Source organism: Pseudomonas sp. FG86 (assembly GCF_057808775.1).
Genome location: NZ_JBMDIS010000078.1, coordinates 12,988 through 29,436, shown reverse-complemented (window position 1 = coordinate 29,436; position 16,449 = coordinate 12,988). Strand labels below are relative to the sequence as shown.

16 protein-coding genes are annotated in these 16,449 nt (G+C 59.7%); 2 read left to right on the top strand and 14 right to left on the bottom strand.

What is annotated here, in order from left to right; genetic code table 11:
• Positions 1 to 220: 220 nt before the first annotated feature.
• Positions 221 to 1,612: an undecaprenyl-phosphate glucose phosphotransferase gene (locus ACODSV_RS29400; protein WP_069076429.1), complete on the top strand. Its 1,392-nt coding sequence runs from the start codon at positions 221 to 223 to the stop codon at positions 1,610 to 1,612.
• Positions 1,613 to 1,813: 201 nt separating this feature from the next.
• Here ACODSV_RS29400 and ACODSV_RS29395 read toward each other — a convergent pair whose 3' ends face one another.
• The 14 genes from ACODSV_RS29395 to rfaH all read right to left on the bottom strand — a co-directional run bounded on the left by ACODSV_RS29395 (position 1,814) and on the right by rfaH (position 15,650).
• The gene (locus ACODSV_RS29395; RefSeq protein WP_150056029.1) at positions 1,814 to 3,889 is read right to left on the bottom strand and encodes a YjbH domain-containing protein; all 2,076 of its coding nucleotides are present in this window, start codon (positions 3,887 to 3,889) and stop codon (positions 1,814 to 1,816) included.
• Positions 3,886 to 4,653, bottom strand: coding sequence for a capsule biosynthesis GfcC family protein (locus ACODSV_RS29390; RefSeq protein ID WP_024074915.1), 768 nt, complete (start codon positions 4,651 to 4,653; stop codon positions 3,886 to 3,888). The genes ACODSV_RS29395 and ACODSV_RS29390 overlap by 4 nt, the downstream gene beginning before the upstream one ends.
• The gene (locus tag ACODSV_RS29385) at positions 4,650 to 5,309 is read right to left on the bottom strand and encodes a YjbF family lipoprotein (RefSeq protein ID WP_024074914.1); all 660 of its coding nucleotides are present in this window, start codon (positions 5,307 to 5,309) and stop codon (positions 4,650 to 4,652) included. The genes ACODSV_RS29390 and ACODSV_RS29385 overlap by 4 nt, the downstream gene beginning before the upstream one ends.
• Positions 5,310 to 5,321: 12 nt before the next feature.
• Positions 5,322 to 6,434, bottom strand: coding sequence for a polysaccharide biosynthesis/export family protein (locus tag ACODSV_RS29380; RefSeq protein ID WP_150056028.1), 1,113 nt, complete (start codon positions 6,432 to 6,434; stop codon positions 5,322 to 5,324).
• A 93-nt stretch (positions 6,435 to 6,527) separates the two neighbouring features.
• The gene (locus ACODSV_RS29375; protein WP_024074912.1) at positions 6,528 to 6,767 is read right to left on the bottom strand and encodes a hypothetical protein; all 240 of its coding nucleotides are present in this window, start codon (positions 6,765 to 6,767) and stop codon (positions 6,528 to 6,530) included.
• A gap of 180 nt (positions 6,768 to 6,947) precedes the next feature.
• Positions 6,948 to 8,357 (bottom strand): mannose-1-phosphate guanylyltransferase/mannose-6-phosphate isomerase, encoded by a 1,410-nt coding sequence (locus tag ACODSV_RS29370; RefSeq protein ID WP_150095229.1) that lies wholly within the window; start codon positions 8,355 to 8,357, stop codon positions 6,948 to 6,950.
• A 23-nt stretch (positions 8,358 to 8,380) separates the two neighbouring features.
• Complete coding sequence (locus ACODSV_RS29365) at positions 8,381 to 8,839, bottom strand: GDP-mannose mannosyl hydrolase (RefSeq protein WP_041161167.1); 459 nt, start codon at positions 8,837 to 8,839, stop codon at positions 8,381 to 8,383.
• 5 nt (positions 8,840 to 8,844) lie between these two features.
• A complete protein-coding gene (locus ACODSV_RS29360; RefSeq protein WP_024074909.1) occupies positions 8,845 to 10,053 on the bottom strand; it encodes a glycosyltransferase WbuB in 1,209 nt (402 codons plus the stop codon).
• Positions 10,053 to 11,030, bottom strand: coding sequence for a GDP-L-fucose synthase (gene fcl / locus ACODSV_RS29355; RefSeq protein WP_102624863.1), 978 nt, complete (start codon positions 11,028 to 11,030; stop codon positions 10,053 to 10,055). The genes ACODSV_RS29360 and fcl overlap by 1 nt, the downstream gene beginning before the upstream one ends.
• 2 nt (positions 11,031 to 11,032) lie before the next feature.
• Positions 11,033 to 12,154 carry a GDP-mannose 4,6-dehydratase gene (gmd, locus tag ACODSV_RS29350; RefSeq protein WP_024074907.1) on the bottom strand — a complete coding sequence of 374 codons (1,122 nt, stop codon included), beginning with the start codon at positions 12,152 to 12,154 and terminating at the stop codon, positions 11,033 to 11,035.
• Between the two features lie 69 nt (positions 12,155 to 12,223).
• Positions 12,224 to 13,159, bottom strand: coding sequence for a glycosyltransferase family 2 protein (locus ACODSV_RS29345; RefSeq protein ID WP_024074906.1), 936 nt, complete (start codon positions 13,157 to 13,159; stop codon positions 12,224 to 12,226).
• The gene (locus ACODSV_RS29340) at positions 13,156 to 13,725 is read right to left on the bottom strand and encodes an LbetaH domain-containing protein (protein WP_150054626.1); all 570 of its coding nucleotides are present in this window, start codon (positions 13,723 to 13,725) and stop codon (positions 13,156 to 13,158) included. The genes ACODSV_RS29345 and ACODSV_RS29340 overlap by 4 nt, the downstream gene beginning before the upstream one ends.
• Positions 13,722 to 14,867 (bottom strand): glycosyltransferase, encoded by a 1,146-nt coding sequence (locus ACODSV_RS29335; RefSeq protein ID WP_041161166.1) that lies wholly within the window; start codon positions 14,865 to 14,867, stop codon positions 13,722 to 13,724. The genes ACODSV_RS29340 and ACODSV_RS29335 overlap by 4 nt, the downstream gene beginning before the upstream one ends.
• Positions 14,868 to 15,116: 249 nt before the next feature.
• Entirely contained in the window at positions 15,117 to 15,650 is a 534-nt protein-coding gene (rfaH, locus tag ACODSV_RS29330; protein ID WP_223817838.1) for a transcription/translation regulatory transformer protein RfaH, read from the bottom strand.
• Positions 15,651 to 16,008: 358 nt separating this feature from the next.
• Here rfaH and ACODSV_RS29325 point away from each other — a divergent pair, with 358 nt between their 5' ends.
• Positions 16,009 to 16,449, top strand: coding sequence for a low molecular weight protein-tyrosine-phosphatase (locus ACODSV_RS29325; protein ID WP_024074902.1), 441 nt, complete (start codon positions 16,009 to 16,011; stop codon positions 16,447 to 16,449).

Here is a 16,449-nt window from a genome sequence, read left to right as displayed (position 1 = left end):
TCATGCTCCAGCTTCAAATCAATAACCGTGTTGCACTCAGCTTCTGCAACCGCCCAGCTACTAGATACTGCCATGACCCTGTTATAAGTCGTCAGCTACTGCTCCCTACCGTTGATTACTATCCCCTTGTGCGCCTCTGCGCGCCTGTCGTTTGGTGGTTATTAACGCCACGTGTCGCTTAACTCTGCCACCACGAGTGGTCACCACTGGGAGCAGTAGCATGCTGAATAACCAAAGAATGCATCGTCATCTAACACCTAAAGGCTTGACCTTCTGGGGGCAATGGACACTGGCCTCCAGCCTGGTCGTGGCATTACTATTTGCATTGGTTGTTTTAAAGACCGGCCAACTTGACTATTACTATCGGGCATTGGCCGCTTTTACGATACTTGCCTCTCTACCGGCGTATATGTTGTGCGATGTGTACAGCAAGAAAGATGATTATGGCGTGGGCCTGGGGCGGCTCTTCATGGGCTGGCTGCTAACACTGATTATTTTATTAGCCGTGGGCATCGCCTGTAATGCCGGGGCACTGTTCCCCCTGGAGATCCTGTTACTGTGGGCCGCCACCAGCTACGCGCTACTAGCATTATGCTATATCCCTATTCATAGTCTTTCCCGTTATTACCACAACCAACTTCACGAGCGGCATAAATCGCTGATCGTCGGTACGGGCAAGCTCGCCGCAGACCTGGCCACCACCCTGTCCCGGCGTAAACGCTCGCCCCTGGTTGGCTTGGTCGGCGCCCGCGACACCGCTGCGCCGCAGCTGCAGTCGCAGATACTCGGCGAGCTGCCGGACCTGCCGCAGTTGATTCGCCAGCACGGTATCCGTCGGCTCTACATCACCCATTCACTGCAGGAAGCCACGCATATCGAGGCGTTGTACATCAACCTGTTGGACATCAGCGTGGATGTGATCTGGGTACCCGACCTCAATAACATGCTGCTGCTCAACCACTGCGTCGCCGAGGTGGATGGCTTGCCGGCGATTTTCCTCAATGAAAGCCCACTGACCAGCCGCCCGACCGCGGCCCTGAGCAAGTCGCTGCTGGACAAGAGCCTGGCATTGCTGGCGATCATCCTGCTAAGCCCGTTGTTGTTACTGTTCGCCGTGCTGATCAAGCTCACCTCTCCCGGCCCGGTGATTTTCAAACAGGACCGGCACGGCTGGAACGGCCAGGTGATCAAGGTGTGGAAATTCCGCTCGATGCGTGTGCACGACGACAAGGAAGTGCGCCAGGCCAGTCGCAACGATTCGCGCATCACCCCGGTGGGCCGCTTCATTCGCCGCACCTCCATCGATGAACTGCCGCAATTGTTCAACGTATTGCAGGGGCACATGGCGCTGGTCGGCCCACGCCCCCATGCGGTGGCGCACAACGACTACTACTCCGGGAAGATTCACGCATACATGGCGCGCCATCGCATCAAGCCCGGTATCACCGGCCTGGCACAGATCAATGGTTGCCGCGGGGAAACGGAGACCCTGGAGAAGATGCAAAAACGCGTCGACATCGACCTGCGCTACATCAACAACTGGTCACTGTGGCTGGACATCAAGATCCTGCTGAAAACGCCGTTTACGCTGCTGTCCAAAGACATCTACTAGATCACTGTGGCGAGCGGGCTTGCCCGTTAAGGCTTTTTTGTAGGAGCGAGCTTGCTCGCGAAGAACTCACAGGCGCCGCGTTCATTCAGGAAGCACGCGTTATCGTTGACGTTTTTCGCGAGCAAGCTCGCTCCTACAGAAGGCTATGTACGCTTAACTGAACGGCATGAGGGCAAGCCCGCTCGCCACAAGGGCTACTGCCTACTCAGTGATCTTCTCGAAGTTCTTGTAGAACAGGTCACTGTCACGCCCATCGGTCATCGAATGCAGTGAGTACGCGCGGTTGAGTCGCGCACCGCCATCACGCGTCAGCGGTGCCCACACCAGGTTGGCGCGGCGCAGGGTCGACAGGCTCATCAACTCATCGAAGGGAATCGACAGGTACAGGCCCTTGTCGAAACTGCCTTCACCGAAGGCTTCCTTGGAGGCCGTGGTCCGCGTGACCCACGCGCCAATACGCACGCCATTGTTGAATTGCCGCGACAGGTCAAGGGTCGCGCCCCAATCCCGCGCCAGGTAGCGGCCGACACTCAGTGCGCCCTGGGTGTTGAACGGCAAGTCGGTGTAGCCGGTGATATGGCCGGTGAGCGTGCGGTAGTCGCGCAGGCTGAAGTCCTGCTCGAACCCGCGCTGGCGCACATAGTTCAGGTCAGCCCCCAGCGCCCAGCGCTGGCCCATCGGCCGGTACAGCACTTCACTGCCGACACCGGCATACATCGACTCCAGCAAACCACCGTAGACCATGCCGTAGAGGTCCTGGTCCAACTGCACCGCACGGTTGAGCTGAAAGGACGGCAAGGTCACATCGGACGTGGTCATGTACTTGCGCAGATCGGTACGCACCCGTGGCAAGCCACTGGGCGCGTCGTAGGTGAAGCCATCGTAGTTGTTCAGCAGGTTGACGCTGAGCAAGCCGCTCCACCAGGTGTTGCGGGTGAAACGGTACTCGGCGTCGAGGTCGGCGGAAACCTGGTAGAGCAAGCCATCCGGGCCGCCGACGTTCTGCTTGTAGCCCAGCCCGGCGCCGTAGCTCAGGGGTTTGGTGGGTTGGGTGTAGAGCACCGTCTGGTTGTGCGCGCTGGCACGATTGACTTCGGTCTGGCGGTGCAGGTCCTGCAAGTCCTCGCGGTTGGCGACCACCTCACGAAACGTCTCGCGGGGCACGCTGGTTTCTTCGATCGGCATCGCGTACCGCTCGCTGACCAGGGTGAACCAACTGATCTGGTCATTGACACTGTTGTCGAGGATACGACTGGCGCGGCCCACGGCCTTGGCGCCATGGAAATAGCGCTGTTGCTCGCCATACACCAGCAACTCCGGCCCGCGCTGGGCGATGCGCTGGACGTTATAGCCGGCATTGTCCTGCAAGCGCTTGGACACTGCCGCCCAATCCACCTGGTCCATGGGCGTGGTCGGTGCCTGCGCGGGCAGTGGCGGCGGCGGTGGGTCATACGTCTTGACCGGTGCCTTGCGGCTGACGAAGTTGGTGTGCAGGGTAATCCCGAACATGGCGGTGTTGCCCCGCTCCCAGGCGGCACTCAGGTCGATGGAGTCGGCGACCTTGAAGACCAGGCCAAGGTTGATCGGCGAGTCCTGGCGCTGGTTGTTATCGCGCGGCTCGTGCTGGTAGTCATTGCCCTCGTATTCAAGCTTGAGGCTCAGCGGCGCCCAGGGTGTCTGGTAGGCGACGCCTCCAAACAGCGCCGGCCGGCCGCGAAAATAACCGTTGGAAAAACTGCCGGAGCCTTCGGCCGTGGGTCGCTGGTTGAAACGATCATCCAGCGCGCCCAACGGGTTGCCCAAATCGCCACGGCTGCCCATGTAGCCCCAGGCAATACCGGCACTGAAATCCACATCGCCATAGCGCTTGTTGGCCACCAGGTACTCGCTGGAAAACAGCCCCGTACCGCCCAAGTCCATCATCCCCAACGCGACCTGGGGCAGCCAGTGGCTCTCCTCATACAGGCGCACTTTGGCATCGACGGCCTTGTCCTTATAGCTCTGGCCGCCACTGAACGACTCAGGGCCATAGGGGCGGTTGGTGATCGCGGTGTAGCGGAAGGTGCCTTCAAGCCAGTCCAGCGGCTGCGCCGAAAAACTGTAGCGGCTATAGGGGTCGGTGCGGCTGGCATTCACGCTGAGTTCGCCAACCGGGGCCATGCGTGCGGTGGGGGTTTGCAGCAGCCCGACGCCGCCGAAGTCATTCTGGGTGTAACGGGGTTCGCCGTGCGCGACGCCACAGGGCACCAGCAGCACGGCCGCAATACATAATTTCAAGGCGTGACCTCGGCCAGGGGTTGGGTGGCGAGAAACTCGGCCAGTTGCTGGTTCAACTCGGGGGTGGGCGGCTCCAGGTCGTCGCTGCGCAACGGCACCAGCACGGTGCTGCCCGGTGCCGGCGCGGCGCCCTCCTCGCGGTTCCATGGGGCAATGCCCAGGCGGGTGACGTGGCCGTCGGGCTGGATCAGCCACAGGTAGTCGCGATCGGCCCCCGCCACGGGCGGGCATTCATCCAGGTAATCACGGGCCTGGCGCTGCGCCTGGAAGGCCACCGTGCATGACGCCGCGACGGCGCCGAGGATGCGCACGCTTGCGGGCCTGGGTGGATAGATCAACTGGTCGCCATCGTTGACGCGCGGGTTGGGCGCAAAGCCGACCTCTACCGCCACCGGGTCCAGCACCGCGACTTGTCGGCCGGTCACCGGCAGTGCCTGCACCTGCTGATAAAGGCGCGCCGCCTGAACGGCGCGGTTCTCGCGCCCGGCGTCCAACGCGGCGTTGCGCAATGTCTGAAGGTCAAACAGCACACCGGCCTTGAGGCGTGCCTGGCGTTCCAGCAACGGCCGGCGCAGCCAGGCCGCACCCAGCCAGTAGCCCTCGGCATCCGGCTGCGACGCGATGATCACGTCGAGCAAGCGGGCCTCGGGAGCCAAGGGGATCGGCCCCGGATGAAGCACTTGACCGCTGACGGTCATGGCGGCCTGGCATGCGCCGGCACAGCTCCACGCCAGCGCCAGCACCCAGCGTCTACGGCAGCTCATCGGGCCTCCTTGCGTGCGGGTTGCAATTGGGTGATTTTCAAGGTGAGGCGCGGGCTGAGGTGTTGTTCGCTCTGCACGATAAAACCGTCACGGGGGTCGACCCAGTAACGGTTGCGCGCCCGAAAGCCCAGGGCGGCGGCTTCGATGTCTTCATCCACGCGCAGCAAGGTGTAGGGTTTGTCGAGGATATCGACGGTCTCCAGGCCCTCGCGGGTCAGGCGGCTGGTGACGCTGATGCCGACGCGATAACCGTCCACCAGGTCGATCCGCCGCGTACTGCGATAGCCATCCGGCACGCGGTGCAGGCCCTGTTGGAAGGGCGACGGGCCATCCCAGTGCGTGCCGTCCAGGTCAGTGCCCAGGCCTACGGTGCGCACCACCAGGCCGTCGCGCAGCAACAGCACCTGCTTGCCGGACGCGACCCAGAATTGCAGGTCGCCGCGCTGGCGAATCATCGCCATCACCCCTTCGCTGGACACCGTCTTCACCAGGATCTGGGGAAACGGCACGGCGTCCACCTGGGCCTGGGTCAGCTCCAGGGGCGAAGGCCCCGAGACCGCCGCCTTGAAGGTGTCGAGCGAGGCCTGCATCAGCGGATTGCAGCCAGCCAACAGCCACGCCAACCCCGCGTACGTACCGATTTTCAGACTGTTCACGCAGGTTCCACCCTATCGGCTGTTGGCTTCGCTCAGGTTGTTCTGAGTGGACGCACCAATGCCGATAATCGACGCGGAAGGCACCAGTTGGCTGATAAAGCGGTTCCAACGCGTGATATTCGCCGGCCCGACAAACACCACGTCCTGGGGCTGCACATCAAAGCGCGTGGCCAGGGCCATGGCTGAGGGGGAGCCGGCTTCCAACTGGAACACCTTGGCCGGTTCCACATCAATGTTCTGCGCACCGCGAATCACGTAGATGGCATCGGCGTTGGAGGTGTTCTGGTTGACCCCGCCCACCGAACCCAGCACATCGGAGAGGTTCATGCTGCGGGTCTTGAAACTCAACGCACGGGGCTGCATGACTTCACCCATAACATAGATGCGCTTGCGATCGTTGTAGGCCAGGTAAAGCTGGTCACCGTCCTTGAGGTAGACCTCGTTCAAACGCGACGCTTGGAGGTTGAGCGTATCCAGGTCCAAGGTGTAGTGCTTGCCGCCACGGGTCAGGGTCAGGTTCGACAGGTCAGCATTGAGCGGGTCTATACCGGCGGCCCCCAGGGCTTCACTGACGTTCATGGGGATGGTGGTGATCGGCACCGGCCCGGCCTTGACCACTGCGCCGCTGATCACCACTTTCTGGCTGGCAAAGCGCAGCACACTGACATCCACTTGGGGGCTGTCGATGTAGCGGCGCAACTTGTCGGTGATCTCGCTGCGCAGCGCCTCAATGGAACGGCCCTTGGCAACCAATTCGCCCACATAGGGGTAAAACAGATTGCCCTCCGGGCTAACCAGTCGGCCATTAGCATCGATCTGCTGTTGCGGGCCGGACGGCGCGGTGAGTTCAGGGTGATCCCACACGGTGATATACAACGCATCATTGGCACCGATCAGATACGGGCCGGGTTTATAACTCAGTAGTTCCGCCGGGATGGCATAAGGCACTTGCGTGGCAGCGTCCATGGCCAATAACTTTGGGGTAATTGGAATTAGATCCACTCGGCTACTCTCTGCCCCGCCCGGCTCAGTCAAGGCCGCGGTGTCCATATATTGACCCGGGGCAAACATGCAGCCTTGCAATAAGACAGCGGCCACGACGGCCAGGGGAAAAATACGCATCATAGTGTTAGGACACTCGCGATAAACAACAAGAAAAAAAGACCACTTGGATGGGGGTGCCAAGCGGTCTAAAAGCGGAAGGTTTGCAACTGGCAACTAGCGACTGGTACTCGTGGTACCGGTAGTACCGGTGGTACCCGTAGTGCCGCCGCCATTGGAGCTGCCGCCGCTGTTGGACACCGCGGCAACACCCGCAATCAGGGCAGCGCCAACCAGCAGCGTTTGCCCAACTGTCACGGTACCCACCACTTGCGTATCAAGTCCCAACGGCAACTCATCGGCCAACGCAGAAGTGCTCAAGACACTGAGCACCATGATAGCCAGTGATTTTCTCATTTCAGACTCCTTATCGTCAGTGAACAGGAAAGTCGATAGTGCCACTCAACTAAACAACGCACCAGACGCGCAACTTTTAACTGACTTAGTTGAAAATAACGTTTTTCCGGTGAAGCGCCCGGTGGCCACTGCATCGGGACAATCAAAGTTATTTAAAACGTTATTAATTGTCGAAAAACATCAGGCCCTGCCGTACTTGTCTTCAAAGCGCACGATATCGTCCTCGCCCAGGTAGGAACCCGACTGCACCTCGATCAATTCCAGGGGAATCACTCCTGGGTTTTCCAAGGCATGCACCTGACCGATGGGGATGTAGGTCGACTGGTTTTCCGCCACCAGGTAAGTCTGCTCGCCATTGGTGACCCTGGCCGTACCGCTGACCACGATCCAATGCTCGGCGCGGTGGTGGTGCATCTGCACCGACAACTTGGCCCCCGGCTTCACCGTGATACGCTTGACCTGATAGCGCTGGCCGTTGTCCACCGAGTCGTACATGCCCCATGGTCGATACACCTCGCGGTGGTTGAGATGTTCATGGCGCCCGGCCTGCTTGAGCAGGTCGACGATGCCCTTGACCTGCTGCACCTGGTCCTTGTGGGCCACCAGCACCGCGTCCTTGGTCTCGACAATGATCAGGTTCTGCACCCCCACCGTGGCCACCAGCCGACTGTCAGCGTGTACGTAGGTATCGTGAGTGTCCAGGCTTAGCCCATCGCCGCGTATCACATTGCCGCTGGAGTCTTTTTCGCTGGCCTCCCACAACGCCGACCACGAGCCAATATCACTCCAGCCGGCCTGCAACGGCACCATCACCGCGTCACTGGTTTTTTCCATCACCGCGTAATCGATGGAGTCGTCGGGGCAAGCGGCAAAGGTCGCGGCGTGCACGCGGGTGAAGGGTTGATCCTGGCTGCCGCCTTCCAGCGCCACGCGACAGGCCTTGAGGATGGCCGGCTGGAAGCGTTCCAGTTCCTCCAGGTAACGGCTGGCGCGGAACATGAACATGCCGCTGTTCCAGTAATACCCACCATCGGCCACATACGCGGCAGCGGTGGCGGCGTCCGGCTTCTCCACAAAGCGCTTGACCTGATAACCGCCCTCGCCCGCCGCCTCGCCTTGTTCGATATAGCCGTAGCCGGTATGGGCGCTGGTGGGCGAGATACCGAAGGTCACCAGCTTGCCGTCACGGGCAAGCGGCAGCGCCACTTCCAGGCTGGCATGAAACGCTGGGATGTCTTCGATCAAATGGTCCGCTGCCAGCACCAGAAGGATCGGGTCCTGGTCCTCGGCCACCGCCTTGCACGCCGCCAGCGCGATGGCCGGCGCCGTGTTGCGCCCCGCCGGCTCCAACAGGATGCTGGCCTGTTCCATGCCCAACTGGCGCAACTGCTCGGCCACCAGGAAGCGGTGCTGTTCATTGCAGATCAACTGCGGCAGCGCGACGTTAGCGCCTTCCAGCCGCGTGATGGTCTGCTGCAGCATCGAAAGGTGCGCGTCGGTCAAGCGCAGGAACTGCTTGGGGTTCAGTTGCCGCGAAAGCGGCCACAGGCGCGACCCCGAACCGCCTGCCATGATCACGGGTAACAACATGAGAGCGTCCTCGGGAGAGAGAGTCAGAAATAGGCGCGAGTGTGTTCATGCACCCGCAGGCTGATGCGCAGTTCATCCTCGGACCACCAGCGGTAATGCTGGTGTTGCTCCGTGGGCGGCTGCAGGGTCTGGCCTTCCGGCAGGTCCAGGCAATAGCTGAGCACCACATAATGGGTGTCCGGCCCGGCCCCGGCGTTGGCAAACACGCTGTCGTCGTAGAAGTGCTCGAACACCCCCAACAGCCGCGCCTCAGCGCGCTCGAAGGTGTACCCCAGTTCGTCGCAGGTGATGCGCCGGAATGCGCTGTCGAGGTTTTCGTTTTTCTGGATACGCCCGCCGGGCACGAACCAGAAGCCGTAGGCCGGCCGGTTGACGCGCAAGCCCAGCAGGGCCTCGCCACGGGTATTTCTTACCACCAGGTCGATCGCCACCAGCGGCGTCGATGCCACGACCGTATTGAAGGTCGGTAAATCAAGCCACATACCCATCAGACCTGTGCCAGAAAGCGTTGCAGAATGCGTTCCTTGTCGAGGAACTCCTTGGCGTAGTTCAGCGCCACCTCGTTGCGCGCGGGCAATGCCAGTGCCCGCTCGATCCCTGTGCTCAACGCCGCGACGGATTCCGGTTCAGTCAACACCGCAATGCCGGGGTGTTCCTCGCACAGGCGGCCGAGGGTGGTGCCAGGGTCGGCGGTGATGATGGCGTGGCCGCCCACCGCCAGAATGTTGGTCAACTTGGAAGGCAGCACCGAGTCCGCCACCCCGCGCTTCTGGATCACCAGGTGCACGTCGGCCGAGGCCAGCAGCGCCGGTAAATCCTCGTAGGCCTGCAACGGCGCAAACAGCACATTGCGCAGGCCATCACGCTGCACGCGCTCAAGCAAGCGCGCCTTGCCGGTGCCCTGGCCGACGATCAGGAACACCAGCTCCGGGCGATCGACATGGGCCTGGGCTGCATCGAGGATCAATTCCAGGCCCTGCTTCTCGCCGATATTGCCGGAGTACAACAACACCTTTTGGCCGGGCGCCACACCCAGGCGTTGCAGCAGCCCACGACTGTGGGGCACCTGGCGAAAGCGGGCGGTTTCCGACCAATTGGGAAAGAACAGCAGGCGCTTGCTGCTCACGCCTTTGCCCCGGGCCTTGTCGAGCATGCCGCTGGAAATCGTCGAGACCCGGTCAAAGCGCCGCAACAGCCAGCGTTCAAGCCCAAACGCCAGGCGACGCATAAGGGAGCCGCCACCGAGGCCGAGGCCGAACATCGCGTCCACCTCGTAGTCCTGGATGTGCAGCACCGAGCGCGCGCCACTGAGCTTGGCCAACAATAGTGCCTGGGGCGCACAAAACAGGGTGGGCACTACCAGGATCACCAGGTCCGGTTTCCAGCGCAACTGCCCCATGACCGCAAGAAAAGAACTGGCGGAAAAGCTCATCAGGTGCAGCAACCGCGTCAGCGCACGAGGCTGGCGCGGTACATACAGCGGACAACGAATCACCTTCACACCCTCATCCTGCTCGGTGCGAAAGCGCCATGGCGAATACCCCTCGCCCACCTGCCACAGCGGGTAATACGGCGGCGCCGTCACCACCCGCACGTCATGCCCCTGGCCCGCCATCCAGCGTGCCTGTTCACCGCTGTACTTGCCGATGCCGGTGAGCTCCGGGCTGTAGTTGATGCCGTACAGGAGGATCTTCATCAGTAGCCCCGAGGCTGTTCAAGGGCCGCGAGGTAGGCGTTGTAGGCGTCGCGCAGGCCCTCCTCCAGCGGCACATAGGCTTCCCAGCCGAGGGCGTTGATCCGGCTCACATCCAGCAGCTTGCGCGGCGCGCCGTCGGGCTTGCTGGCGTCAAAGCGTAACTGCCCCTTGAAGCCGGTGACCCGCACCAGCGCCTGGGCCAGTTCGGCGATGGTGCAATCCACCCCGGTGCCGACGTTCAAATGCGAACACATCGGCTGGGTCTGCTCGCGGTAACGTTCCTGGCTGAGCTCCATCACATGCACGCTGGCCGCCGCCATATCATCCACATGCAGGAACTCGCGCCGCGGCTTGCCACTGCCCCAGATCACCACTTCCTCATCGCCGCGCTGGGTTGCCTCATGGAAGCGCCGCAGCAAGGCGGCGATCACATGGCTGTTCTGCGGATGGTAGTTGTCGCCCGGCCCGTACAGGTTGGTGGGCATCACGCTGCGGTAATCGCGGCCATGCTGGCGGTTGTAGCTTTCGCACAGCTTGATCCCGGCGATCTTGGCCACCGCGTAGGGTTCGTTGGTGGGCTCCAGCGCGCCGTCCAGCAACACCGCTTCGATCATCGGTTGCGGCGCATGCACCGGGTAGATGCACGACGAGCCAAGGAACAACAGCTTTTCCACGTCATGGCTGTGGGCAGCGTGGATCACGTTGGCCTGGATCATCAGGTTCTGGTAGATGAAATCGGCCGGGTACGTCGCATTGGCGTGAATCCCGCCGACCTTGGCAGCCGCCAGGTACACCTGGTCCACACGGTGCCTGGCGAAGTACGCCTGCACCGCCGCCGGATCGAGCAGGTCCAGTTCGTCACGGCCGGCGGTGAGCAACTGCGTGTAGCCCAGGGCCCATAGGCGCCGCACGATGGCCGAACCGACCATGCCGCGATGGCCGGCCACGAAGATCCGCGCATCAAAGTCACGTGCCATGCTCAGTTCTCCACTGCAATCGGTGCGTCATGCCCGTGCAGGCGCAACAAGGCGTGGCGCTGGGCGATCTTGAGGTCTTCGCGAACCATCTCCGCGCACATTTCCTGGGCGCTGATTTCCGGCACCCAGCCGAGCAGGCGCTTGGCCTTGGACGGGTCGCCCAACAGCGTCTCGACTTCCGCCGGGCGGAAGTAACGCGGGTCGACGCGCACAATCACATCACCCACCAGGATACCCGGCGCCAGATCACCGTCGATCTGCTCGACCACCGCCACCTCTTCCACGCCCTCGCCAACAAAGCGCAAATGCAGGCCCAGTTCCGCCGCAGACCAGCGAATAAAGTCGCGCACCGAATACTGCACCCCGGTGGCGATCACAAAATCCTCGGGGTGTTCCTGTTGCAGCATCATCCACTGCATGCGCACGTAGTCCTTGGCGTGGCCCCAGTCGCGCAGTGCATCCATGTTGCCCATGTACAGGCATTGTTCCAGGCCCAGGGCGATGTTGCTCAGGGCGCGGGTGATCTTGCGGGTCACGAAGGTCTCACCGCGACGCGGCGACTCGTGGTTGAACAGGATGCCGTTGCACGCATACAGCCCATAGGCTTCGCGGAAGTTCACGGTGATCCAGTAGGCGTACAGCTTGGCCACCGCGTAGGGCGAGCGCGGATAGAACGGCGTGGTTTCCTTCTGCGGCGTTTCCTGCACCAGACCGTACAACTCGGAGGTCGAGGCCTGGTAGAAACGGGTCTTCTTTTCCAGGCCCAACAGGCGGATCGCCTCAAGGATGCGCAAGGCACCCAGGGCATCCACATCGGCGGTGTATTCCGGCGAATCGAAGCTCACCGCCACGTGGGATTGGGCGCCGAGGTTGTAGATTTCGTCGGGCTGGATCTGCTGGATGATGCGCGTCAGGTTCGACGAATCCGCCAGGTCGCCATAGTGCAGGATCAGGTTCTTACGCAGGGCCTGCGGGTCCTGGTAAATATGATCGATGCGCTGGGTATTGAACGACGAAGAACGTCGCTTGAGGCCGTGCACGGTATAGCCTTTTTCCAGCAGCAGTTCTGCCAGGTACGAGCCATCCTGACCGGTGATCCCGGTGATAAGCGCGACTTTATTCATGTCTGTCTCCCAATTGATAGGCGAGCGAAGGCCGACACCCAGACTTGGGTGTTTGTTAAAAACGCTCAGTTACTTCGGTGTGGGCAGGTTCAAGTTATGTCCGGTCAACTTTGATAGTTCCCGGACAATGGCTTCCTTATCGTTTAAGTGCGCAATCGCGGTTTCCAGTTCGAGCACTTTGGCGCCCACCAGAAAGCGGTACCAATAGCCCTGGAGCAGGTGATAGACCAGACCACTGCGGCCATCGAGAAACCCCAGCTGGATGATGTAGCGCCACAGGAAATACGCGGTAGAACTCAGGGTGAATGGCACGCGGTTATATAGGCGGTTTTTCACAAGGCGCTTCGCCCTGGCCTGGAACGAACTCTGCCCGGCATGCAAGTCGTCACGTATTTCAAACAGCCCCAGCCGTGCATTCAGCACTTCAATCGCTTCACGGGTGGCATAGCCGTTGTGCTTGTGGGTGAAGAAGGTCAAGTCATGCAAATTGTGGTCGGCAAAACCGCCTTCCAGCGTGATGGTGCGGCCCTCGGCCACCGAGATGTGCTCGTCCATCCAACGGTCTTCGATACGGCCTTTCCCGGTACGCCACAACCGCAGCATCTTCAACGGATAGCGGCCGCCATGACGCACCCAGCGCCCCATGAAAATATGCTTGCGCTTGAAGTTGATGCCGGTGATGTCACTGGTCAGTGTGGGCAGCCGGGTATTGATGGCGGCGGCCAGGTCCGCCTCGATGATCTCGTCGGCGTCCAGACGCATCGTCCAGTTGCCGGTGATCGGCAAATGGTCCAATGCCCACTGGAACTGCTTGGCCTGGTTGACGAACGCATGCTGCACCACTAGCGCACCGTGGAGCCGGGCGATGTCACAGGTGTCGTCGCTGGAGAACGAATCCACCACCAGCACTTCATCGCTGAAGGCACGCGCCGACTCGATGGCTCGGGCGATGTGAAGGCTTTCGTTATAGGTGAGGATGATTACGGTGATGGTTTCACGCGTCATGGCATCACCTCGCGCAAGTGTTGTGTGCGGTGGCCGATTTGCCGGGCGGGATGCCCGGCGTGGACGGTCCACGGCTGCGCAATGCTCTTGATCACCAGGGTGCGGGCGCCCACTACCACGCCATCGGCAATACAGACTCCAAGGGTGACGAACGCGTCGGCGCACACCCACACATGCTCCCCCAGCACAATGGGCTTTGCGTACAACTGAAAGTTTCGACTGTTGTAGTCGTGGGAACCGCCGCACAAATGAGCGCCCTGGGAAATGACGCTGTAGCGTCCGATGGAAATCATGGCCATGTTGTAAAGATTGGTGCCATCGGCAATACCAACATGATCACCGAGTTCAAGATTCCAGGGTGCCCACACTTTCGCGCGCGGATAAACATGTACACCTTTGCCCAGGCGTGCGCCGAACAGTCTCAGTAAGAAGGCTCTCCAGGCATGAAACGGGCGCGGACTGGGCCGAAACAGCAACACGTACACCATATTCCAGAGTTGGCGACGCACCCTGTGCACGAACGAAAACGAGGGCGAGTGATGGGGGTCATTGCCTTGAAGAATCATGGGAGGCACTCCCGCACGATCTCCAACAGACGCTGAGCCCCACGTCGAATATGAAAGCGCTCGGCGAAGCACGCTTGGGCTCGCCCGGACATTTGACCGTAGCCGGGCAAGTCGAGTCGCAACCAGCGTTGCAGGTTTTGCACGGCGCCAGCAGCAGTGTCTTCGCTGACAAACCCTACGGCGTCCTTTTCGATTTCACGCCAGATATTGACCTTGTTACTGATCAGCACCGGTTTGCCACAGGCCAGCGCCTCCGCCACGACTACGCCGAAATTTTCCTGATGTGAAGGCAGGCAAAATACCTCGGCCGCATAAAACGCCCCCCACTTTGCCTCCCCCTGCAACATGCCAGGCCACGTCACTCGATGAGCCACTCCCAAGTCCAAGGCTTGGGTCTTCAACGCCTGTACCCAGCCCCCTTGATCAGGGCCGGCCATGACCAGATGCAAACGCTCATCTTGCCCTGCGACCTGGGCAAATGCCTGCAGCAGTTGGTCGCAACCTTTCTTTTCATGGATACGACTCAAGAACAGGATCACCCGTTTGCCCTTCAACTCCGGGTGGTCATTGACGAAAGCCTGAGCCAATCGTGCATCGTCCGACGGCGGGCTGGCGGTACCGTAAGCCGTTATCGTTTCATTAGCCCGGTATAACCAGAACGACTCACGCGCACGGATTTTCTCTTCTTCACTGGTAAATACCACGCGCTTCGCATCCCTCAGCACCCGGTACTCACCCCACGGCCAATACAACCATTTCTTCAAATGCTTGAGTGGATAAGCGTGCTTAAACCAGGGATCAAGCATCCCGTGGGTATACACAATGTAGGGTCGGCCCAACTTGTTCAGCACCTGGCGAGCGACGAAACCGTGGTACTGCCATAGTCCATTGATGATGAAAAAGTCATAGTGCCGTGCGTGCTGTTCAAGCCACTGCCGAATGTTTGCGTTCAAACCGTAGCCAAATCGGCTCGGCCCCATGAAGTGCACCGTTCCCGGATAGTCGACAGCGAAATCCGCATCCAGCGTCAATACATCAACACGATGCCCGTCCTGAACGAGGACCTTGTCAATTTCCCGAGCGGCATTAATAGGACCGCCATTTTCCGGTTTAACCGAAGAGATGATTCTTAATAACTTCAAGTGCTGTCCGCTCATCCGTTGAATAGATTCAGGTCTTCTTACAAGTAGCAAGATCCAGGTAGACGGCGTTCACGCCTGACGATCAGGTATTGGCCCTGCCTTGAATAAAGTCGGCAATATGAAATTCGCACACTGACAAACAACCCGCTGTTATCTCAGGGACCGCACTGAATACGCTTTCCTGCCACCGCGCCACATCAAAGAGTGCCGTGTTGGCACGCCAGGTGATTATTAACTATTAGTGAGTAGTTAAAGCCTGCTAACGCCCGCCAGCGGCAAACTGAATACCTGCTCTCCTAGCAGGAAATTCATCAGCAAAACAACCCTCTCACTTCCCTCCATTGTCAGAAAGATCGCCTTCAACTCGGCAAAGGGGCCTTCATTAATACGCACTGTTTCCCCGGGAGTAAGGCATGCCGCTACGGGAGCATCGCTATTGCGCTCGTAAAGCTGCGCAATCAACACATCACGGACCGGCAGCGGCTTACCACCAAATGCCACAACCCGTAATACTCCACGGGTCGAACGCAGAGGCCCCCAATTGTCGTTTGAACTGACTTGGATAAATAAATAGCTGGGAAAGAGAGATTCACAAACCACCCTTCGTTGCCCTTTTAGAATCCGCTCACGCCGATGCGTGGGACGAAAACAGGTATAGCCTTGTTCGATCAGATTATTTTCAGCTCGCTCATCCTGATTCGCCTTGCATTGGACCAAATACCAGGCAGTGGAACCAACGTCCTCACTCTGGATAATCGGAATGCTTGTCGCGTCATGTGCCAACACTTTCAGCCTCCAACTAAGCAAGGTTAACGGACTTCCTGCACACTAACGTCAAAAACAACTAACTCACTTTATACCGAGCGACGCCCAAAAAAGCCATGAATGTTATTTTTTGTCAGTTGGAAACTGAAGTGTTATTTTTTGTCGAACTTTAAAAGCTGGCGAACTTCGAACAATATGGCATTAAGTACACAGGTGATATTTAGGGTTGCTGTTACGGCGCATTCAACGTTAAGCTTCTCAACGTGAATCCCTCCAAGCAAATTATTCAACTGACGCTTAAACCTTACAATACCCCTCAGCATTCTCGAATGGGTTAGTTCACCTGAGCACTTGTCTACGCGCCAAGGAGGTTGCCGTGTTTAAAAAAATTCTGGTCGTCTGCATCGGCAACATATGTCGCAGTCCTACTGCAGAAGTTTTGTTACGTGAAGCCCTCGCTCGCTCCGACATCGAAGTTAGCTCGGCTGGCCTCGCCGCCCTGGACGATAACCCTATCGAGCCTACTGCGCGAATGGTCCTTGAGGAACACGGCTACGTGCCCACTGCGCACAAAGCCAGTCAACTGACCTCAGAATCGGTATGTGGGTCGGACATTATCCTGGTAATGGAGCAAGGCCATATCAAGGGTGTTTTGAACATCGCCCCCGAAGCACGGGGAAAAGTCTTCTTGCTGGGTAAATGGCAAGACAACCGCGAAATCAGAGACCCCTACCGTCAAGGGAAACCTGCTTTTGTACATGCTTATACGTTGATAGAAGAAGCCGTACAGGCATGGGCACAGCGTCTCGCACGCTGA